The organism is Desulfomicrobium macestii, from assembly GCF_014873765.1.
In the GTDB taxonomy this organism is placed as follows: Bacteria; Desulfobacterota; Desulfovibrionia; order Desulfovibrionales; family Desulfomicrobiaceae; genus Desulfomicrobium; species Desulfomicrobium macestii.
On the sequence record NZ_JADBGG010000024.1, the window covers coordinates 1 to 20,292 of the forward strand.

Here is a 20,292-nt window from a genome sequence, read left to right on the forward strand (position 1 = left end):
GAAAATTTTTAGGTCGAAAGTCGCCTGGATTTTCGAAAAATATGGTTGAAATTTCGAGCCAACAACGTTGGCAACACTTATTCACGGATTCAGGTTTTGTGTAAACGGTCAGTTGTCGAGAATCGCCCCCCCCCACAAGGAGACGACATGACCGCACGCAAGACACTTCCCGTCGACCTGATCGACCCCCTCTTGGCGGACGATAAGAAGCCTGAAGACCTTTTCGGCGAGGAAGGGCGTGACCTGCCGGGAAACTTCGGACCACTCAATTCTTGAGGGTTTCCCCACGGTTCAGGTTTTTTCCATACTGCCGACAGAAGTGTTCGGGCGTCATGTTGATCAGGTGGCCACGACCCAGTCCTTGCTTCTGGCAGCTTTATAGGAGCTTGTTCCCGCCGGGGTGCTGATCAGTTCGGGGAAAGGCGTCTTTGCTCCGCCGGAGTTTTTGAAACGGATCGATGGGCCAGGCTGTAACTTCGAGGCTTGCATGCCAGTATCGCAATCTTCTTCGTGTGCTGAAATTTGGCTTCCACGATCTTGACAGGATCGAAGGGAAACGCCTATTTGCCCAGTTAATTAGATATGACTAATTATTATATTTTATTTATTCATTTAAATTGTTAATATTAATCAGTTTTTAATATAAATATGAAAAAAATATTTAAGAATATCAAATTTTGCGAGGGCTCAGAACGCACTGTCGCCAAGATGAGTGCACAATCGCAGGGCTGGCCCTGTCAAGAATCGGGAGGTCTGGAATGAACATGTTCATGGATGGATTGCAGGGAGGAGAGACGACCGGGGTGACGGTTCCCCGGCGCAGGAAAGTCTGGGAAATCGATCAGGTTTTCAGATGTCCGGTGGTGGGCATGTGTCTGAGCATTTCCGAGCAGCGATCGCTTTGCCGCAAGGTCGGGGCTGGGGTGCATGCAAAATCCGATTTTGCCGTGCACGAGATGGTCGTGTCCACCATGGATGCGGAAAACCCTCTGTCCCGAAAGCTCGAAAGTCTTCTGTCCCGCAAATACGAAGCCGCCAACTCCACGTATCTGTCCATGTCCGAAGAGGAGTTTTTGGACCATTGGCGTGGCAGTCTTGCCCGGGGAGATTACGCCGGAATGCTCTGGGCGGCAGCGGTGCGCCCCCTCAGCCATGTCGGGCTGGTGGAGGTTTTCGGCACAATGCACATGAGCATGCACGAGCACGTCAAGGCCTACGGAACGCTCAAGGCATCCCTTGCGGTTGCCGAGCGGAACCATTGCGCTGCGCGCTCCGACAAGCGCGATGCAGAAAAGCAGAACGTCGTTCTGCGCTCGGAGAACTCCCGCTTGCGCCGGGCCTTGTCCAGTACTCAGGCCATGCTGGAGCAGGAGCGTCGAGCGGAACCCGTCGAGCAGACTGCCGCGAACATGGACACGGGCAGTGACCCCGAACATGACCGTTTTGCCGCTCGCCTGGAGCGTCTTGAGCAGGAGTTGGCCGTCAAGGACCGCGAGCTTGAGGACTTGCGCAAGGCGTTGCGCACGGCGCAAAGGGAAAAGCACCGTTTGCAGGACGAATTTCTGTCTCACCTGGCAAAGGAGGAGAGTGCACCAAAATCCTGTTCGGGCAGCGACTGCGGGCGCGTTGATTGCACCCCGCAATGCCCGTCCTATGACTTGTGCAGGAAACGGGTGCTCATCGTCGGCGGCATTGAGCGCATGGAAAAGTCCTACCGCAAGCTTATCGAGGAGCGCGGCGGCGTGTTCGAATATCACGCCGGTCATATGAAGTCGGGTTGCAAGGGGCTTGAAAACAGCGTGCAGCGGGCGGACCTGGTCTTGTGTCCGGTCAACTGCAACAGCCACGGCGCGTGCCTGAAGGTCAAGAACCTGGGCAAGAAGTTCAAGAAGCCCGTGCACATGCTCAGCAATTTCAGCCTGAGTGCCGTAGCCCGCACCATGGAGGAACTGCATGGTGCGAATTGAGATCGTCCTGTTCGCCTATCACGTTCTTTTTGTTGCTATCAGTCTCCGTGAAACATTGATCAATTGAAATCATATCCAAATCAGCAAGGTTGAAGAATAATGAAGCCATCGTCCGTCATGAATGCTCTTGAAACCCTGATCCATGTCCAGCAGCCCGTGTTTCTGTGGGGCGCGCCCGGAGTGGGCAAAAGTCAGGTCGTGGCTCAGGCCGCGAAAAGGCTCGGCCTTGAACTGGTGGATGTTCGCGCCGTGCTCCTCGATCCCGTGGATCTGCGCGGCATCCCGCGCATAGACGATAACGGCAATGCGATCTGGTGCCCACCGTCATTCCTCCCTCGTCAGGGCCGGGGAGTTCTCTTCCTCGACGAACTCAACACAGCCCCGCCCCTGGTGCAGGCTGCCTGCTACCAGCTCATCCTGGACCGCAAGCTCGGGGAATACACCTTGCCCGACGGCTGGACCGTCATCGCCGCCGGGAACAGGGAGTCGGACCGCTCCGTAACCCATCGCATGCCCACGGCCCTGGCCAACCGCTTGGTACATCTGGATTTTGAGCCTGATCTGGACGACTGGCTGGCCTGGGCTGAAGGGGCGGGTATCGACGCTCGGCTTTGCCACTTTCTGCGCTTCCGCCCCAAACTCCTGCATTCTTTTGATCCGACGCGGGCGGAGAAGGCATTTCCCTCGCCCAGGTCCTGGGAGTTCGTGTCCCGTATTCTGGGTGCAGGAACCCGCTGGAACACGCTGCGCGATCTGCTCAAGGGAGCGGTGGGCGAGGCCGCGGCGGCGGAATGCATGGGATTTCTCAAGGTTCATAGCCTCATGCCCGATGTGGAGCAGGTGCTGGCGGATCCTGGCGGAGTGGCGTTGCCTGGTGATCCGGCGGTTCTGTACGCCATGTGCGAGGCTCTGGCCCGCAGGGCTTCGGAACTGACCATGAACAGCCTGGCCGTCCTTGCGTCACGCCTGCCGGTGGAGTTTGGCGTGTTGCTCATGCGCGATGCCGCCGGAACGGATCCGGACATCGTCGAGACCGACGCGTTCCAGATCTGGGCCTGCGCCAACAGCGACGTATTGGTCACCGCATGAGTCCGGCCGAATGGAAGATGATCAAGGCCCGGGCCGAGCTCATCCTGGACCACCCTTTTTTTGCCACTCTGGCCTTGCGGCTGGAGCTGCGCGAGGATGACGGATGCGCCACGGCCTGGTCCGACGGGCGTATCATGGCCTTCAACCCCGCGTACATAGAGGCTCAGTCCCTGGCCCGAGTCAAGGGCATGCAGTGCCACGAGGTGCTTCATCTGGCCTGCTCGCATCATACGCGGCGTGGGAATCGAGATTCCAGACTCTGGAACAAGGCGTGCGACTATGCCATCAATCCCATTCTTCTCGATGCCGGTCTTGAGCTGCCGGACGGCTATCTCGACGACCCCGCGCATCACGGCAAGAGCGCCGACGCCATCTATGAGAATCTGCTGGCGGAGATGGACGAGGTCCGGGGTGGAGCACAGAGCGGGGCCGAGCAGGATGCCGAGTCCGACGAGGACATGGACGCAGCGGCAGGCGGCGACAGGAGCCTGGGAGGTCGCGACAGTGCTGCTTCCGGCGGTCGGCCCGAGAATCGCTCGCCCGGCCTGACCCCGGCTGGCGGTGGCGGCGGGCAAAGCGCGGGCAGCGGCGACAACGCCGATCCCGGACAATCCGGGGAAGTGCGGGACGCTCCGGCCCAGGCAATGGGTTCCGCCAATGACGGGGACGGTCCCGACCAGGAGGACGAGTGGCGCATGGCCGTGGCCCAGGCCGCGCGCGTTGCCAGGGAGGCCGGCAACATGCCCGGCGCACTGGAGCGTTTGCTGGACTCCACCCTTGAGCCCCGCCTCGGATGGAGGGAACTGTTGCGCCGTTTCGTGACCGAGTCGGCGCGTAACGACTTTTCCTGGGTCCGCCCCAATCGGCGATTCATCCATGCCGGGCTCTATCTGCCCGGGCTGGACAACCCCGAGCTGGCCCGCATCGCCGTAGCCGTGGATGTCTCGGGCAGTATCGCAGAGGAGGCTCTGAACAGTTTCGCGGGGGAGCTCTCGTGCGTGCTGGAGGAATTCGATACCGAGCTCTGCGTGATGACCTGCGACGTGAACGTGACCGCCTCCCGGCGCATGAGCCGTCATGATCTGCCATTGCGGCTCAGCGCCGGCGGAGGAGGCGGCACGGATTTTTGCCCGCCCTTCGAGCTTATCGAGAAGGAGGGCGAAGTCCCGGCTTGCCTGATCTATTTCACGGACCTGCAATGCAACCGCTACCCCGAGGAACCCGGTTACCCCGTGCTGTGGGTGACTGCAAAGGAACCGCAGACCCCGCCCCCTTTCGGGGAGGTCGTGGTCATGGAGCACGCCTTGTGAACATCGAATGGAAGATCGAAAAAAAGCGCGGCAATTATCGCCCCCTTCTGCACTATACCGTTACTCTGAATGAGTTCGAGCGCGGTCTCTGCCTGCCCGCCGTGCGGGTGCAAAGCGTCATTCCAAAGCCGCCCGAGTCGAGCTGGAGCTATTGCTGGCCGGGACAGAATGAGAGGGGAGAGTGGATTCCGTCGGACTGGTATCTGCTCATGACCCCTTCCCACAAGGACGGAAGTTCATCTCATACTTTAAAGCTGCCTTGGCGTGAAAGCAATGCGTACCCTGAAGTGGAGGAATCCTTCGCTCTGCTGCGCGAAGCCTTTGAGCGCGAATTGTTCCGTGCCGTTGATAGCGCCCCTTTGAATCTGAACGGCAGTATGGAAATGTCTTCGAGCATGCGCAAAAGCGTTGCTCCTGCCTATGCGGCCCAGCGAATCCTCAGAGCCGTGAACCGTTAAAGAGAGAATTCATGAAGTCCCTCTTCTTTTTTATTTCAATTTTATCTAACGTTTCAGAAATTCTATATTCATTTTATTCTTGGTCTCAGAGACTCAGTCGTCCCGCAGATTTATTCATTCCTGAGTCTATGAGACCTGATTCCGGATTTGAGGTTTTGCACGTGGGTCACACGACATGACGTATTGTTTGATCTCGTGAGCAAAGTCCGATTGTACGTTTATGGTTTCGTATTCTGTTTGTGGGGAATTGATAAACTGGAGGATGAGATACTCCTTGCGGTCATATACTGGACAAGCCCCGGCGAAGAAGAATCCCATGTCCTCAAAAGCTGAGGTCATCGTCCTGGTGGCCGGGTCCTCAAGCGGGAGGGCCATCTGGATTGCCGTGATTCCCTGTGCGCAGGCGTGTCGCACTCTTTCAGACACCTGAGCCAGTACGTCACGTCCATATCCATCTATGCCGATCATGGCCCATCCTTCCACTATATCGAGTGTGCTCCACAGGGTCGTCTCGCCACCTGGAGCAAAATCGTTTGGGAGACTGTCTTCCATATTTACCACAAAGCCGTGCTGCGCATATATACGCTCGACAATCTGCCGATGACGATCAGGGACATGAAGTACTTTTGCGGCAATACCTTTGAGGTATTTGATGTAAATCACATTCCCAATTCGCGGCCTGCCAGCTTCACTGTCCACCCAGGAACGGGACGCGGAGCTTGTGTCCAAGAGCAGTCCGGATTCTAAAAATCCGTTGCTCAGAACTGATCGCTGCGAATGGACATGGCTGGTCACGGCAAACACCTCGATGGCGTATACTCCACGCTCCACAGCGTTCCTCTCCAAGAAGTTCGCCATGGCGGTCGCGCCGCCCCGGGACCTGAAGCCCGGATTCATAATCCCGAACGTCATTTCTTCGACATGAGCCTCCGGAGCGCTTTTGACGAGCGCCCCATGGCCAACAATCTCGCGCCTGCTCGCAGTCTCCAGCACAACCGAGGTCATTTCTTCGGAACGAATCATTTCCCGGACACGGTCAGGGTAGTAGATGTTTTCAGTGAACAGGACATTCCCATGAGATTGAAAGGCCAGGCGGGATATGGCTTCGGCATCTTCCGGCAGCGCCTGGCGGAGGATTGGATCTGCGCTGTCATCTGGTTCCAAGGGTCTCGCAGCTTGTGCAGTATCGGCAGCGATGTGCGCCGGGAGGTGCTTGTCCATGGATACAGTTCGTAGACCGTCAGGACCAGAAGAAAAGGATGCGCTGTCGAGCATCCTCTCGATGAGAAGGAGGCTTATGCCCGTGACATCGCCGTATTCCAGGGCTCTGGCCGGATCGTACTTGGGCAGCAGCTCGACGTTCAAGGGCAGGCCGTGGAATGTGGTCGCCAAGCGGATGCCCAGAGACGTGCGGGAGATCGTAATTTTTAGCGTCTCCCTGTCGCCTCCGTAACCGAATTCAAAGGCATGCACGCATGCCTCCTCCATGGCCAGGCAAATCCTTTCGACGTCCTCGTCCGAAAAGCCGATCCTCTGTGCGCAGTGCCTGGCTGCAAAGGTCGCAACGGGGATATACGAGGCGTCCGCAGGTAAGTCTAAGGTGAGAGAGTCTATTCTTTTCATGTTTTGTGTTGCCTGTACTTCGCCAGATTTTTTTTCAGGTTCTTAACCTTGTACAATTCAGCTTCGGATCTGTAACAGGATTTCCTGGATATATAGTATTATCGCCATAAAATGAAATTTTTGCCACTTCTGAAATAAACATGACTTCAAATTATCAGATTCAAGGTTTTATTCTTTGTTTATATTTCTAAAATGTTTTGGTGTTAATAAAATGGCGTTAAGCACCTGTTTCTTTGTGCTTTTTCTTTGTCTTTCTGGAAATTATTGCTTTATGTCAGCCTCGCGATGAACTCGGACGGCTCAAGTACGCATCGATTTTCAATATAGCCATATAGTGTAAACATTCGGGGAGTCTCTCGAAAATTAAAAACGCGGTATAAATAATATTTAGAAGAGTGCTCTCTTGAAAAATTGAGTTCATTGGGCGTAACAAAAAAAGGAGTATTCTTGCCATACTTGGTCGTTTTTGCTTCGATAAAGCGGTCTGAGCCGTTATTCTCGAAAGATCGTATGTCAAATCCGGCATGTGGTCCAATGGTTACGGACACTTGCTCTACACGATCAGCTAGGGATTCATTCCCTGCGTGTATCAACCGGGCGCGTTCATAATTGATGACAAATTTTTCGCCAGTTTCTCCGAGAGACCTATTTCGTGCTTCCTGTTCCAAGTAGTTGATGCCTCCCGGATTGTAGATTGCCCGTGGTTCGGAAAAATTTGGAATTTTTTTTCCTTCTGATACGGGTGGATCTTCCAAAGCAGAAAGAAAGTCTTCAACAGTTGGAAATGAAGGAGTTGCGAGTGAGTCAGTATCGAATAATGTCTGGATCTCCGGGTTAGATTTGAGATAATTGACCACTGCGTCTGGAAGCAAAGATCGCTGGTAGTTAAAGCGAGGTTTGTAGCCATTGATGTATGGAATTCCCATCTCAATCAAAACCGCGCTAATATTCTGATGCTTGAGTTCCACTGAGGCAGCAGAACGATTGTTTAATTTCATCATTAGAGTTCTTCGATGCTTGGTCTTATTGTATTTACAAGCAGACAGCTCTAGTCGAAGCATGCTGAAGTAGGAATCTACTGTATTTTCGACTTCTGAGTATGACCAGTGGTTAGTGATAGGCACTATAGAAGCCTCACAAAAATATGAGTTCAAACATAAGGTTTGGCCGAGTTGACGTTAATTTTCGTCGAATCATATCTTCATGAACTCGCCAGCATTCTTGAAGGCCGCTTTAACCCACGCTTTTGTTTCAGGAAGTGGGCTTTGGGCTCCCTTTTGAACGAACATACTCGACGTCGCATGAATGGACGTGACGTTGCCCTCTTTCGTCTGAGAACTCAAGGTAATAAGGGCTTTTTTCGCCTCTGATTGTGGGCCAAATAAGTCTTCGTAGCCCTGCCAGGTCGGGCCGGTGACGATGACGTAGCCCAAGTCGGTACGCGGGAGCGTCGTAGTCAATTTTTCATTCGCACGAACGCAGGCCCGCAAGGCGAGGGTCTTGGCCTTGTTGTCGAAGAAAAGCAGTATCACATTCTGTCCTCGATCTTCCTCAAAGACGAAAGCGATCGTCTTTGCAGAATTGTCCGACGATACCGCGTGAGTTAGTGGAAATGTTGCGGGTTGAATTGATTGCTGTCCATCTGGGATAGGCTTTGCTGGGGCCTGCTTGGTTTGCGTTTGTGTGCGGCTGAAAATGCTGGTCACTGTGGCCTGAATGGTTTTGAAGGCACCGATCAAAAGGAGGGCGGCCAGAGCGCATGCTGCTAATTTGAGCGTCAGCGCAGTCCACTTAGTTTGTTGGGTTGACGATTGTTTGTGTTGCGAATCCTGGTCGGAAAGAAGGGCTTGCAATGTCGTGGTTAAGTCCTTGGGGGCTGCCGCCTGGGAGGACGTGCTGCCGTGAGGTGAATTCGTCTGGGCGCGGGCGTAGATGACGCCGCATTTCGGGCATTCGCCCGCGCTAAAGTGCAGATCATCGTTTTGTGTGCGTTCATGAAAGCATTTCGGACAGATAATGCCGCCGGTCTGGGACTGAAGGACCATTGGGCTGGGTTGCGCTGCCTGGTTGGACAACGCAGCGGCCAGCAGGGGGATGATTTGATCCCTCGCCTGGACCGGAAGACTCCCGCGCTGCGAAAGAATATACGGCCGCAGGTAGCCGACATTGAGCACGGCCACGCCCCGCACCGGCCCTCGAATTTCAACGAATCCCCGCGAGAAGCAAAGGATTGGCTTGATCGACAGTCCGCGCAGTCTCTCTGCGTTCAGGTGATCCCGGAGCGAGTAGGCTTGGCTCCAGCACTGCTTCAAAAAATCCTTGAAGAATTTGCGTCCGTTTCTAAGCAAGACGTCGTGTTCCTGAGTTATGTTCCCTTTCTGGCTTTTGGTCTCAACCAAAAAGATGCCGTTGGGGCCGAGGACAACATGGTCGATGTTGAAACCAGGGAATTCGAGGTCATGGAAGACGTAGTAATCGTCAGGGAGTTCCTGAAGGGCGTCGGCGACGGCTTGTTCAGCTTTGGCGCCTGTGTCGGCGTGGGAAATGCGTTTTTTGAGCTTGATTCCGGTTTCTTCAAGCGACTCGATGGAGACGACATAGATGACAGCGACCACCGCACTCCAGAAAAGGTGGCCACGTGTGAGCAGATAGTATCCGACAGGAAGTAGCAACAGAAAGGACAGCATGGGCAGGACGATGCGGGAGATCAGGTCCTGGTATCGAGTTTCCCCCATGGCAAAAGCACTTTTGCCCGCTGATCCATAGACCTGAGCCATTTTCTCCTCACCCGCCTGATGCATGAGCATCTGAAATATACTGCGCATTTTATTGCAGCCATTCTGATAAGCCTCACCTGCGCAAGAGTGTCAAGAATTATAGGATGTAAGACATGTTGAACGGTGTTATTGAATTCGTGTCGAAAAATAGCGTTTGTCAGACGCGAGGCGAAACAGAGTGTTTCTAATACGCCTTCCTTGGGGCTTTTTCGTCTTGAATAGTGGACATCGTTTCAGGCTGTTGGGACGATGTCCGGATCTGGCATCAAATTTGGCCGTCCAGCTTTCGCTGAGCGGCCTTGAGAGGTGTCTAGAATCTGTCGAAGATGTCCGCGACTGTGGTTTTTAGCCTCGGATATACCCTGATTCTCATGCCAACCCGGTGGGGTAGCCGCTTTCTTGTCAGCTTAAGACCTATTTTGTCCCTCTCTGTTCAGCAGAGACTCCGGGTATGCAGAGCTTGCAACTCCGATCATGAGATATTCTAGAAATGTGAGGCGTGTTGGTCCGAAATTATTCCATATGCCGACTTCAGAACTCCGCCAAGCCTTGGCCCAAAAATGAACAGGAATTTTTAGTTTGGGGTATTGTCTTGGAAATTCTTCAAAGAGTCGAGAAGCCCAATTGGTATACTTGGATGTTACCTTTTCGCGCGGATGATCAAGCACAGCGACAGCACTCAAGTCACCTATGTGGTAAGCGTAACCATCTCCCCATCGTGCGAATTTTGATTTGTCTCGGTGTAGGTTAGCAATATTTGCAGAAAGATTTCCGCCATTTTTTCCAATACTCTCAGCTTTTCCGATGTATAACGGGATTACATCATCGTGGTTGCTAATGGTGTACATGAGATAAATTAGACCGTCGTATTCCCCGCGTCCGGATTTCCAGTCATCAATTAGAATATCAGATTCAGCCAGAACAAGGGTTTCCATTTGAATGCTCCGCCGAAGTACCTGTCTCGGTCGAGAGCGGCCAATTGTGTCCGTTGAGACAAATTTTTTATCGAATGTGTCAAACAGAGGTACGCCATTTTGGGCAACTTGTTGAACGAGACAGAATTTATTCCATATCTCCAGATGGTTCATATTACTCACTGAGTAAATCTAATAACTATTTTAATTAACGAATTAAATAAGTATGATGCATTGAAATTTCATAAATGTGTCGCTGATTATGATAAAAACATCGGCTCAATCGAGTTTGAAACGATGCCGATGCCACTCCAGATTCTCCGTTGCAGGGTAGTAGCACTCCCTATCCGGCAGGATCATGGGTCGGTGCGCAAACTGCTGGATATGTCCGGGAAGGTTGCCGTCGCGGGTTATCGAACGGGCGACAATGACGCGGTAGTCGTCGTCGAAACCCACCAGGCCGCTGTCGAAGGTCCAGTGGCAGAGCTTGCACAGGGCCAGGCCGTTGGTGGGGCTATCGTCGTGGGACACGGCCCAGTCCTTGATGTGGGCGGCGTCCACCACGGTGCGGCTATCCGGTGAGATGATGCGGATGCCGCACAGGGCGCAGCGGTGGTCGTAGACTTTGACGATGACCCTGCGGAACGCCTGGTCGCGGACGGGCTTTTCCACCGGCTTTTCGTAGGCCGCCGGAGTTTCCCGGAGGAGTTTGGCGGCATAATTGAAAGCCGAGACCTGGGTCTTGGCCAGATCGAGCAGGGGCTTTTCCAAGGATGGCACGAAGCATCGGCGGATCAGTTCCAGTCGGGCCGTTGCGCGGGTCAGCGGGTTTTGGAGTAGTTCGAAGGCTGCCTCGTCCAGGGAAGCGAAGGCGTATCGCTCCCGCACGTTCTTCCAGGAAGACGGTTCGGTTGCGGGCAGCATCTTGCCGGGAAGAGGGTGCAGTACCCAGAAACCGTCCGTCTGCAGATAGAAGAAGGGCAGATGGATGCTCGGGCGCAGGCGGTCGGGCAGGATGGCGTTCCAGTAGAGCATGAACGCGTCGGTCAGGTCTTCGTCAGGCACGATCCGATTTTCCGTGATCCTGCCAGCATCCATGAGGTCGAGCACGGCCAGGAGCAGGAAAGGCTTGTACGGCGCCCGGCCAAGGGTTTCCTCCGTCCAAGTGCTTCTGTTGGTATCCTGCCTGATGGATGGGAACGTGAAGGGCGGGTTAAGCATGGGGCCTTTTAGCGCCCATGGTAGGAAATGTCAGTAGCGGATCATGAACTTCAGCAACTTTTCATGCTCATGATGACAGCCGAGGCAAGATTGGTGCAGTTTTGAACCGTTCCTCCCCCTTACGATCAATTTCCCGGCGTCAGGAAATTGATCCTTGAATTCGACAAGGTGATAATCTGCGTTCATCAGCGCAATCCGTGGAGTATTTATCATTGTCAAAGGGGGTGATTTCGCCCCCTGACCTGCCGGGAAACTGCGAACCTTCAATATTTGGGGGGCCTCACGGTTCAGGTTTTTTCCATATTGGCGACAGATGTGTTCGGGCGTAGTGTTGTCCAGGTTTGAATGTGGGCGAACGGAGCTGTAGCGCCGTCGTCCAAAGAACGACGCGAAACGTGGAGGTGTAAGCGTGAATTATGTGGGATCGTGTCTGTGCGGCAAGGTCGCCTTCGAGGTCGAAGGCGAATTCGAGAGTTTCTATTTGTGCCATTGCGAACGGTGCCGCAAGGATACCGGGTCGGCCCATGCGGCCAACCTGTTTTCGTCCACGGCGAATCTACGCTGGCTATCGGGCGAGAACCTGGTGAAGACCTTCAACTTCAACAATACAGGTCACATAAAGAGTTTCTGTGCCGAATGCGGCTCTGCCTTGCCGAACATCCAAATGGACGGCAAGCTGCTGGTGCTCCCAGCGGGCAGTCTCGACTGCGATGCCCCAATTCCGCCCACGGCCCATATCTTCGTTTCCCGTAAAGCCAATTGGGACAAGGGGATGGAAATGCTTCCCACTTTTGAGGAACTGCCTGAGTAACCCGTTTCGTCCTTCTTCCATCCTGGAGTAATGGCTCAGGCCGTCCAGATGGCTCGTCGGACTTCCAATGCGCACAAAAGTGGAATTAAGCGTCGAGCTTTGTGAATAAGTATCAGCAAGTTAGTTCAGGCCATCAACCTGGTTTTGAAGCGTAATTGGTGCCTGCCATGGAGCGGTAGATGATCTTCAGCCATTTTGGTGAGCAGGTGTCGTCGCCCAGGGCGTGCAGGAGCCGGGTAGGTAGGGTTCGAGCTTCCCTTAGTCGGGGGAGAAGTCTTCGACTGTTTCGCATACGGATGCGCACGTTTCTGGCGCGTGCCGCGTTTGCGTGAGGGAAGCCTGAACAACACGAAGGCTCACTCAGGGCCCGGTCGTGCAAAAGGGGGAAAGCAAGGCCGCCATTTCCGCCTGTATGGCCTGATGGTCCACGAGTCGTTCAAACCAGTCATCGACTGTCATGCCGCACGACAGGCCGACAATGCCTCCGAGCACCGCGCCGCGATGGGCGTTTTCGCCGCCCAGGTTGGTGTTGGCCAGCAGGGCGGCCTTGAGATCGGTGCGGTATTTGAACGCCAGGAACAGAAGGCTGGGCCATGAATCGCTGATGTAGCATGCGGTGGAATACCTGCCGCCGACGATATCCCGGTCTGTCCGGGCGCGTTCGGCCATCTGCGCGAGATCAAGGCCCATGGTTGTGCGGGCTGCCTCCAGCAGATGGCGGTCAGGGGACTCGTCCGCCTCGCGCAGCAGCAGGCCGGCGACAAGGGCGACATACCCGTCGCAGATGCGGCCCAACGACTCGTCCGGGTGGGTCAGGAAGAGGTGCTCCCGGCAGGTCGCCTGCACCGTGGTCAATGCGGTTCCCTGCAGCAGTTCGCTGATGGCCAGGGGGCCGATGGTGACCAGCCCGCCCATGGACGGGGTGTCGTGGGTCCGTGCGCCGCATTTATGGGGAGGCTTTCCGGCGACGAGGTTGGCAAAGAAGCCGCGGTGGTACGATTCGGCGTAGGTGTCCCGGTGCCGGGGCGGGTCGGCGGTCATGAACTCGATGTAGGACTGCAGGAAGTGGTCGCGGCTGTAGCGGCCGTCGTTCTCGATGATGGAACGCATGAGCACCCGGGCGCAGTGGGCGTTGAGGGTGTTGTCGCCGGCTTGCATGCCATGGTGATAGTGCCGGTTGGCCTGGCCCCAGAGGTGTCGCCGGCCCTTGAGGATGACCGATCCGATGATCTCCGGAGAACCTGGCTGGCCTTGGTCCTGCCCCGACCGTCCGCCACGCCGGGTGGAATGGAGCGACATGATCGATGAGGGGTGGAATTCCGGCGCGGCTTCAAGGTCTTTGATGCCGCCGGGAAAGGCGCGTTCGATATCGGCGGTATTGTAGTACCAGTGCACCGGCATGGCCAGGGAGTCGCCGACAAAGAGCGAGGCGAGGGCCGCCGACGCCCGCTGCAGGGATACGGATGGCGCAGGGCGGTGGTTTTGCGTTGGTTCCATGGGAACATCCTGCACGACCTCCGCCTTGATGTCCATGGTGCCTGCCATGGATAGATGGTCGTCACCGATTCCAGTGAGAGGCATCGTCGCCCAGAGTATGCAGGAGTCGGAATATGTCCAAGACGCGAGCCACGCTTTGCGGGTCGTCGACTGATCATGCCGAGCAACAAGAGAGGGTAAGAGCGAACATGGCCGGGCGGGGGATAAACGTGGTCAGCGTTCTTCAGCATGAATTCAACTTGTCGGCATTCATTTTTCGAGATACTTAATTTTGATGCTTGAATTAACACTCTGTCTTCCTTAAAGGAAAAACAGCAAATTCAAGATAATAATTTAACCCCTTCAACATGCCAACATTTCGCCATTATGATTTGAGCCTGCTCAACCCCGCCTTTGACTCGCCGTTGGTGGACGTGCTGACTGAACTGGAGCACTTGCGTCGACTGCGCCTGGTAGGCACCACGATATTGGATACTTATGTCCAAAACAAGGTTCGCTGTCGCCTTCTTGTAAATTGACTTGTACGTAATGTGTCCCGACTTCTTTGATCTCAATCTGGTCCAATTGAATCGTGATTTTTAAATGACCTTATTTTTCCCAGAGATTTCTTTTTCAATACACTCGACAACAAAAGAATTAATGCTCTTTCCGCGCATTGTCGCTGCATTTGAAACAGTTCTATGCAATTAAGATGTCATTCGAATTTAAATTTTTTCACAGTATGGTTTTTCTGGTGTCTTGCCAAGCGCTGCACAATGGTCAATATAGTCATCTATCGCATCCTTCATCGCTTCTTTTAGATCATCGACAGATTTTGCATAAAAAGTGATCGTGTCGTTAATATCCAGTATCTCTCCTCGTAATAACTCGCATTCATTGTCAAATTCAATAAGAGCAGAATATCCGTTATATGCCATTGGACTGTTCATGGTGTTACTCCCATTTTTTGTCTGTCAGGGCCGAGCCCGATTGATGCCTCTGTTAACGTGAAGATAGCTCATTGTTCCCAATTCCAAACCAAGCCTAGATGAGTAAATTCCTGCCCGCCAATCTACTCACTTCCCCCAACGCTACGCCTGTCCCTTCGAGTTTAATCCTGCCAGTTGGTTCCATTTTCCCAGGGCACGACGATGATCGCCGCAGGAGGAGCTTCGGCAAGAAAAAGCCTCGGAATCCGAGGCAATTGTTTTTGAACCACCACTTTTCATACGCGTTTTGTGGCCACGGTCTCTTTTTCCTTGTCCCACAACAGGGTGGGTTTGGGATATTTTTTGTCCAGTTCGTAGGCTCGCTGGAAATCGCGGTAGGCTTCGGTGATGTTTTTGAGCTTCAAGAGAACAGTGCCGCGCTGATAGTGATAATCGGCGACTCCCGGCCTGAGGTTTATCAGCTGGCTCAAGTCCTTGTAGGCTTGTGCGTGCAGCGCCATGCGACGGCAGAGCTGCGAGCGGCCGTAAAGCGCCTTGGCGTGGTTTGGGTCCAGGGTGACCGCCAGGGTGTATCTGACAAGAGCCTCCTGAAAGTGCTCGGCCCTGGCCAGAGCCTCTCCCAGCGCAAAATGGGCATCCGCCGAATCGGGAGCCTGATTTGCGGCTTTGGTGAATGATGCGATGGCTCCTGCAAGGTTTTGTCCTTCTTGCGATCCTTGTTCGACTTTCATGTTTTGACTTGCCTGTGTTGCCGCCATGCGCGCATTTTTTACGTCAGGCGATGCAAACGATGCCTGATCTTTCGCATGGAACTCCCCGGCTCGGCACATGATCGGGCCGACGAGAGTCAGGAATGCGAGAGTAACCAGGCAAATGAGTAGGGTGGAGTTTTTCATGTTTCCTCCTTGTGTATGTACGTACGTTGTTGTTTTTTGCGGGACGCAATGTTTCCAGTTTTTCCTGGATTGACCAAAAATACCGATTAGTATTTATTTGATCGTCATTTGGTGTTATTAATTAAACCGTATTTAATATTTTTTATGTATTCTAATGATTATAATTTAATAACATGCTTAATTTTTTAATGATTTAAATTCTTAAATTTGGCGATTCGAGCTCTTTTATACGTGTTTATATGTATGAAATTTTATAAAAAAGTAAACACTAATAACTAATTTTCTTCCAACAAATAAAAATACCTACATATATTTTTCATAAATGAATTTAATACGTAGGTATTTATTTTTAAAAACAGATTTGTTTTTCCGCCAAACGAAATTCAAAGTGTCTTTGTTTGTTAAGTTGAGTATACATAATTTTTCAAAATAGTTAGTTATGTTTATTTATTTCAGGCTGATTCTCAAATTATGTTGAACGCATTTAATAGAGACATGCACATGCTTTCCGATACATATTTTCAATATGTTATGGGGAAGATGCAAAAAGCCGTGAGAGAACCTGGACGCAATGTCAGCGAAGGCGGAAATCGAAGCGTTTTCTTGGTGGTTAAAAAGGCGCGGGTTTTTTTTTGAAGGGACTAACGGCTTTTTGTAGTGAACTCTGTTCTGAAATAAAGCGGAAAAACTTTTTATCCAGGACTTGCCATGAACACGGATCAGGAACCAATGCAGGATGTTGAAGGCTGCACAGATGATGATTCGAAACTCCAATCAGGCCAGAAACCTTACGTGATGGTCGTTCCCGATGCCGAGTTGTTGCGTCATGAGCGGTTTCGCGAAGCCGTGAAGCAGGTTTTGTCGCAACAGAGCAAAGCGCTCAATGAACCGATCAAGAAGGGCAGGGAAGGGGCGGGGCGCTACAAGAGTTTACTGACAAAGAATGAGCTCAATTTTCTGTTGAAGTGAAATTTCGTTGTAAGGCGCAGTACAAACACGAATCCCCGGGGCAGACGGCTGTCCCGGGGATTCGTGCTTGTCAGGCCGTCCAAAAACGGCAATCTGCTGCGTCAGCGGAATAATCCAGACCGCTTATGTATGCCAAATACACTGCGCGCCCTGGATTTTTTCGCTTCCTTGCATCTCGCCATTTTTGAACGGCCTGCGAATTTTGAATTTTTTCAGTTAGTTGTGGTGAAGCAAAAACGGCAATCAACCGGCGCAGGCCCTCGGGCCAGTCATGCACAGAGCCTTGTGCAGCGCAACCTGCGCCTTGGCGAACTGGCTGCGTTCGACCACGAACTGCATGTTGGTCTGGCGGGCGGTCTGCGAGACGGCCAGGATGTTGATCCCGTCGGTTGCCAGCGCGCTGGCCGCCTTGGCCATGATTCCGGGCTGTCCGATGTTGGAGCCGATGGCGCAGACGATGGCCACCTTCTGAAGGGTGATCTGCTCGAACCTGTCTTGCAATTCGGCGATCATCTCGGGGCGGCAGTCGCGATCATTGATGATCATGCCGATGGTGTTGGCGTTGGTGGCCTTGCTGATATAGGAAATGTCATGCTTGGCCAGCACCTGCAGGATGCGCAGGTCAAAGCCGACCTCGCCGACCATGCGCGTGTCGTGCACTTCCAGGCAGGTGACCTTCTCGGAGCCGGTCACGATCTCGACCATGGACTCGGGTGCGATGAAATCCTTGGTGATGAGCGTGCCGCTGTGGTCGGGATCAAAGGCGTTCTTGATCCGGATGGGGATATCGTTGACTTCCAGCGGTTTGGACGCCTTGGGATGGATGGCCTCCATGCCTACGTCGGCCAACTGGTCGGCCACGTCGAAGTTGGTGTTGCAGACCGGGTGGATGTTTTCCTCGCCGATGAGCACGGGGTCGCCGGAACAGAGGTGATATTCCTTGTGGATTATGGCTTCGCTCGCGCCCAGGATCACCGCGACCTTGGAGAACGTGACCTCGGAATAGCCCCGGTCGAATTCGCGCATGATGCCTTCGGTGCCCTTGGTGTAGCCGGTGGCGAAGCAGATGGTCGAGAAGGGATCGATGCCTTCGAAGCTGGCCCTGATGCGCTCGTCGATGGTCAGCTGCCTGCTGTCTTCCCAGCCGCTCAGGTCCACGAAGGTGGCATCGTAGCCGCGATTTTGCAGGATGTTGGCGGAGTTGAAGGCGCTGTGCATTTCGCCCAGGGACGCCAGCAGCTCGCGCGCCGCCAGGAACAGGGCCGTGCGTGAAACGTAGCCCGAGGCCAGCACGTTATCCATGCTGCGCAGGATGTTTATGGCCAGATCGATGTGGTCGTCGACGAACTCATTGGCGGCGGCCAAGTCGAGTCCCGCGGGCACGAAGGTCTTGTTCAGCTCGAAGAGGGTGTCGCGCAGGGCGAGCATCTTCCTGGCGTAATTTTCCTGCTGCCGGAAGAGCTGGTAAATGCCGGGCTGCCCGGTTTTCTTGTGCTCCAGCAGCTCGTTGGTGACTCCTCCGTAGGCGGAGACAATGTAGATCCGGCCAAAGATGTCGGCAGGATTGCGAAGAATGATATTGTCGATGATTTGCGGGAACCGCGACATGGATGTTCCGCCGATCTTTTCAACACGAACTTTAGCTTTCATGGACTTTCCCGGACTGAAGTGATGTTGACGGGCGCCGACGGCCAGGGCCGGCTGCTCTGGATAACCCCTGAGCGATATTGCCTAAAGTGCCAGGGCGTCAATATGAAGGGAAAAGAAAATCGATTTTCGACAACCTCTTCGTCGCCATGCCCGGCCAGTTCCTTGTTTACGCGCCGGACTTGTTTGACGCTCCCGGCCGCTACGGCTAAAAGGGCGCAAATTCGCCAACTCAAGCAGGTTCATCATGAAGCATCTTTTCCTTCTTGTCCTTCTCCTCGGTACTGTCCTGCCTGCGTCGGCAGGGGATTCTTTTCACGCCCTGGCCATGAACGGACAGCCCCGTTACCCTGCTGATTTCAGCCATTTCGACTATGTCAATCCCGACGCGCCCAAGGGCGGGCAGGTGCGACTGGCCGCGACGGGCACCTTCGACAGCTTCAACCCCTTCATCGTCAAGGGCAACTCCGCCGACGGCCTGGGACTTCTTTTCGACACCCTGACCGAACAATCCCTCGACGAGCCCTTTACCGAATACGGCCTGCTGGCCGATCGGATCGAGGTGGCCAAGGATCGCTCCTCCATGACCTTCCATCTGCGCGAAGGGGCCCTGTTTCATGACGGCACCCCGGTCACGGCGCAGGATGTGGCCTTCACCTTCAAGATCCTCGTGGAGCAGGGCAACCCCCACTACGCCCAGTATTACGCCGATGTGGAGCGGGTTCACATTGCCGATGCGCAAACCGTGACCTTTTTCTTCAAGCCGGGCAGCAGTCAGGAACTCCCGCTCATTCTTGGGCAGTTGCCGGTGCTGTCCGAAGCATCCTGGAAGGGCCGGGATTTTGCCGCTTCAAGCCTGGACATTCCCGTGGGCAGTGGTCCGTATCGCATCGGGGAATTCAAGGCCGGACAGCGCCTGACCTTCGTGCGCGATCCCGAGTATTGGGGACGGGATCTGCCGGTGAACAAGGGGCGGCACAATTTCGACACCATCATTTATGACTACTATCGCGACCTGACCGTGACCCTGGAGGCCTTCAAGGCCGGGGAGTACGATTTTCGCCAGGAATACAATTCCAAGCAGTGGGCCACGGGCTACACCGGCCCGGCGGTGAATGCCGGGCTGATCCGCACCGAGAACATTCCGCACAAGCTCTCGCAGGGCATGCAGGCCTTCGTCTTCAACACCCGCCGCGACATTTTCTCCGACCCCCTGGTGCGCAAGGCGCTCAATTTCGCCTTCGATTTCGAGTGGAGCAACAAAAGCCTCTTCTATGGCCAGTATGCCCGCTCCACGAGCTTTTTCTCCAATTCCGACATGGCTTCCTCCGGTCTGCCTTCGGAACAGGAGAAGGAGCTGCTGAAACCCCTGGACCTGCCCGAGGAAGTGAGCACCCAGGCATTCTCCCTGCCGGTCAGCGACGGCAGCGGCAACATTCGCGACAATCTTCGCGAGGCCGCGGGGCTTCTGCGTCAGGCCGGGTGGAGCGTCAAGGATGGCAAGCTGGTCAAGGACGGCAAGCCCTTCGTCTTCGAGATGCTGCTGGTGCAACCCGATTTCGAGCGCGTGGTCCTGCCTTTCCAGCGCAACCTTACGCGGCTCGGCATCACCATGAGGGTGCGCATGGTGGACACTTCGCAGTATCTGGAGCGGCTGCGCGGCTTCGATTTCGACATGATCGTGTCCAGCTTCCCGCAGTCACTGTCTCCTGGCAACGAGCAGCGCTCCTTCTGGCATTCCTCCTCGGCGGACATGCCCGGTTCGCGCAATTATTGCGGCATCAGGAACCCAGCCATCGACGCCCTGGTCGACCTGGTCATCGCCGCTCCGGATCGTGAGGCGCTCATCCTGCGCTGCAAGGCCCTGGACCGCGCCCTTTTGTGGGGCTGGTACGTCATCCCGCACTGGCACGCCACGTCCTGGCGTGTGGCCTATTGGGACAAGTTCGGGCGGCCGGAGAAGCCGGCTGATTACGGACTTGATTTTCAGTCCTGGTGGATCGACCCGGAGAAGGAACGGGGATTGGCGGACAGGCGCGGGCGGCTGGGGCTCAAGTAGGGCCTGGACATTGATCCGGCCGCCATCATGGACCGCCATGGACCATCATTGATTTGGCGAGATTGATGCATGAATCCTCGCCGTCGCGGGGATGACACAGTGGTGATGTGGGCGGCTTGCGCCAG

Annotated in this window: 18 protein-coding genes; 8 read left to right on the plus strand and 10 right to left on the minus strand. The window is 54.4% G+C overall.

Annotation, left to right across the window (positions count from 1 at the left end; all coding sequences use genetic code 11):
- The first annotated feature begins 147 nt into the window (after positions 1-147).
- The 5 genes from H4684_RS21015 to H4684_RS14495 all read left to right on the plus strand — a co-directional run bounded on the left by H4684_RS21015 (position 148) and on the right by H4684_RS14495 (position 4,824).
- A complete protein-coding gene (locus tag H4684_RS21015; protein ID WP_264080958.1) occupies positions 148-276 on the plus strand; it encodes a hypothetical protein in 129 nt (42 codons plus the stop codon).
- 482 nt (positions 277-758) lie between these two features.
- Positions 759-1,967 carry a DUF2325 domain-containing protein gene (locus H4684_RS14480; RefSeq protein ID WP_192624293.1) on the plus strand — a complete coding sequence of 403 codons (1,209 nt, stop codon included), beginning with the start codon at positions 759-761 and terminating at the stop codon, positions 1,965-1,967.
- A gap of 99 nt (positions 1,968-2,066) precedes the next feature.
- Positions 2,067-3,056 carry an AAA family ATPase gene (locus tag H4684_RS14485; protein ID WP_192624294.1) on the plus strand — a complete coding sequence of 330 codons (990 nt, stop codon included), beginning with the start codon at positions 2,067-2,069 and terminating at the stop codon, positions 3,054-3,056.
- On the plus strand, positions 3,053-4,366 hold the full coding sequence (locus tag H4684_RS14490) for a vWA domain-containing protein (protein ID WP_192624295.1): 1,314 nt from the start codon (positions 3,053-3,055) through the stop codon (positions 4,364-4,366). The genes H4684_RS14485 and H4684_RS14490 overlap by 4 nt, the downstream gene beginning before the upstream one ends.
- Positions 4,363-4,824 carry a hypothetical protein gene (locus H4684_RS14495; RefSeq protein ID WP_192624296.1) on the plus strand — a complete coding sequence of 154 codons (462 nt, stop codon included), beginning with the start codon at positions 4,363-4,365 and terminating at the stop codon, positions 4,822-4,824. Before H4684_RS14490 ends, H4684_RS14495 begins: the two co-directional genes overlap by 4 nt.
- A gap of 126 nt (positions 4,825-4,950) precedes the next feature.
- Here H4684_RS14495 and H4684_RS14500 read toward each other — a convergent pair whose 3' ends face one another.
- From H4684_RS14500 to H4684_RS14520, 5 genes are all read right to left on the minus strand, one after another.
- Positions 4,951-6,447 carry an ATP-binding protein gene (locus tag H4684_RS14500; protein WP_192624297.1) on the minus strand — a complete coding sequence of 499 codons (1,497 nt, stop codon included), beginning with the start codon at positions 6,445-6,447 and terminating at the stop codon, positions 4,951-4,953.
- Between the two features lie 269 nt (positions 6,448-6,716).
- Entirely contained in the window at positions 6,717-7,448 is a 732-nt protein-coding gene (locus tag H4684_RS14505; RefSeq protein WP_225940457.1) for a DUF3883 domain-containing protein, read from the minus strand.
- 192 nt (positions 7,449-7,640) lie between these two features.
- A complete protein-coding gene (locus tag H4684_RS14510; protein ID WP_192624298.1) occupies positions 7,641-9,224 on the minus strand; it encodes a nuclease-related domain-containing protein in 1,584 nt (527 codons plus the stop codon).
- Between the two features lie 407 nt (positions 9,225-9,631).
- The gene (locus H4684_RS14515) at positions 9,632-10,159 is read right to left on the minus strand and encodes a hypothetical protein (protein WP_192624299.1); all 528 of its coding nucleotides are present in this window, start codon (positions 10,157-10,159) and stop codon (positions 9,632-9,634) included.
- 258 nt (positions 10,160-10,417) lie between these two features.
- Positions 10,418-11,359 carry an HNH endonuclease gene (locus tag H4684_RS14520; protein ID WP_192624300.1) on the minus strand — a complete coding sequence of 314 codons (942 nt, stop codon included), beginning with the start codon at positions 11,357-11,359 and terminating at the stop codon, positions 10,418-10,420.
- A 409-nt stretch (positions 11,360-11,768) separates the two neighbouring features.
- On the opposite strand from H4684_RS14520, the gene H4684_RS14525 reads away from it, so the two are divergent.
- The gene (locus tag H4684_RS14525; protein ID WP_092191893.1) at positions 11,769-12,170 is read left to right on the plus strand and encodes a GFA family protein; all 402 of its coding nucleotides are present in this window, start codon (positions 11,769-11,771) and stop codon (positions 12,168-12,170) included.
- 360 nt (positions 12,171-12,530) lie between these two features.
- Here the strand turns inward: H4684_RS14525 and H4684_RS14530 are convergent, their stop codons facing one another.
- The 4 genes from H4684_RS14530 to H4684_RS14545 form a co-directional block, all read right to left on the minus strand.
- A complete protein-coding gene (locus H4684_RS14530; protein ID WP_225940458.1) occupies positions 12,531-13,751 on the minus strand; it encodes an ADP-ribosylglycohydrolase family protein in 1,221 nt (406 codons plus the stop codon).
- A gap of 494 nt (positions 13,752-14,245) precedes the next feature.
- The gene (locus H4684_RS21270) at positions 14,246-14,353 is read right to left on the minus strand and encodes a toxin-antitoxin system HicB family antitoxin (RefSeq protein ID WP_407644773.1); all 108 of its coding nucleotides are present in this window, start codon (positions 14,351-14,353) and stop codon (positions 14,246-14,248) included.
- Between the two features lie 18 nt (positions 14,354-14,371).
- Positions 14,372-14,596, minus strand: coding sequence for a type II toxin-antitoxin system HicB family antitoxin (locus H4684_RS14540; protein WP_192624301.1), 225 nt, complete (start codon positions 14,594-14,596; stop codon positions 14,372-14,374).
- A 275-nt stretch (positions 14,597-14,871) separates the two neighbouring features.
- Positions 14,872-15,327 carry a tetratricopeptide repeat protein gene (locus tag H4684_RS14545; RefSeq protein WP_192624302.1) on the minus strand — a complete coding sequence of 152 codons (456 nt, stop codon included), beginning with the start codon at positions 15,325-15,327 and terminating at the stop codon, positions 14,872-14,874.
- An 873-nt stretch (positions 15,328-16,200) separates the two neighbouring features.
- On the opposite strand from H4684_RS14545, the gene H4684_RS14550 reads away from it, so the two are divergent.
- Complete coding sequence (locus H4684_RS14550) at positions 16,201-16,461, plus strand: hypothetical protein (RefSeq protein ID WP_192624303.1); 261 nt, start codon at positions 16,201-16,203, stop codon at positions 16,459-16,461.
- 243 nt (positions 16,462-16,704) lie between these two features.
- On the opposite strand, the gene H4684_RS14555 is transcribed toward H4684_RS14550, so the two are convergent.
- Complete coding sequence (locus H4684_RS14555; protein ID WP_092191885.1) at positions 16,705-18,111, minus strand: aspartate kinase; 1,407 nt, start codon at positions 18,109-18,111, stop codon at positions 16,705-16,707.
- A 244-nt stretch (positions 18,112-18,355) separates the two neighbouring features.
- Between H4684_RS14555 and H4684_RS14560 the strand changes: the two genes are divergently transcribed.
- Positions 18,356-20,167 carry an extracellular solute-binding protein gene (locus tag H4684_RS14560; protein ID WP_192624304.1) on the plus strand — a complete coding sequence of 604 codons (1,812 nt, stop codon included), beginning with the start codon at positions 18,356-18,358 and terminating at the stop codon, positions 20,165-20,167.
- Positions 20,168-20,292 lie beyond the last annotated feature (125 nt).

Bases quoted from the DNA above. Each gene is read 5' to 3' on its own strand.
- H4684_RS21015 (WP_264080958.1), top strand. From the start codon at position 148: ATGACCGCACGCAAGACACTTCCCGTCGACCTGATCGACCCCCTCTTG.
- H4684_RS14480 (WP_192624293.1), top strand. From the start codon at position 759: ATGAACATGTTCATGGATGGATTGCAGGGAGGAGAGACGACCGGGGTG.
- H4684_RS14485 (WP_192624294.1), top strand. From the start codon at position 2,067: ATGAAGCCATCGTCCGTCATGAATGCTCTTGAAACCCTGATCCATGTC.
- H4684_RS14490 (WP_192624295.1), top strand. From the start codon at position 3,053: ATGAGTCCGGCCGAATGGAAGATGATCAAGGCCCGGGCCGAGCTCATC.
- H4684_RS14500 (WP_192624297.1), bottom strand. From the start codon at position 6,447: ATGAAAAGAATAGACTCTCTCACCTTAGACTTACCTGCGGACGCCTCG.
- H4684_RS14505 (WP_225940457.1), bottom strand. From the start codon at position 7,448: ATGATGAAATTAAACAATCGTTCTGCTGCCTCAGTGGAACTCAAGCAT.
- H4684_RS14510 (WP_192624298.1), bottom strand. From the start codon at position 9,224: ATGGCTCAGGTCTATGGATCAGCGGGCAAAAGTGCTTTTGCCATGGGG.
- H4684_RS14515 (WP_192624299.1), bottom strand. From the start codon at position 10,159: ATGGAAACCCTTGTTCTGGCTGAATCTGATATTCTAATTGATGACTGG.
- H4684_RS14520 (WP_192624300.1), bottom strand. From the start codon at position 11,359: ATGCTTAACCCGCCCTTCACGTTCCCATCCATCAGGCAGGATACCAAC.
- H4684_RS14530 (WP_225940458.1), bottom strand. From the start codon at position 13,751: ATGCCTCTCACTGGAATCGGTGACGACCATCTATCCATGGCAGGCACC.
- H4684_RS14540 (WP_192624301.1), bottom strand. From the start codon at position 14,596: ATGAACAGTCCAATGGCATATAACGGATATTCTGCTCTTATTGAATTT.
- H4684_RS14545 (WP_192624302.1), bottom strand. From the start codon at position 15,327: ATGAAAGTCGAACAAGGATCGCAAGAAGGACAAAACCTTGCAGGAGCC.
- H4684_RS14550 (WP_192624303.1), top strand. From the start codon at position 16,201: ATGAACACGGATCAGGAACCAATGCAGGATGTTGAAGGCTGCACAGAT.
- H4684_RS14555 (WP_092191885.1), bottom strand. From the start codon at position 18,111: ATGAAAGCTAAAGTTCGTGTTGAAAAGATCGGCGGAACATCCATGTCG.
- H4684_RS14560 (WP_192624304.1), top strand. From the start codon at position 18,356: ATGAAGCATCTTTTCCTTCTTGTCCTTCTCCTCGGTACTGTCCTGCCT.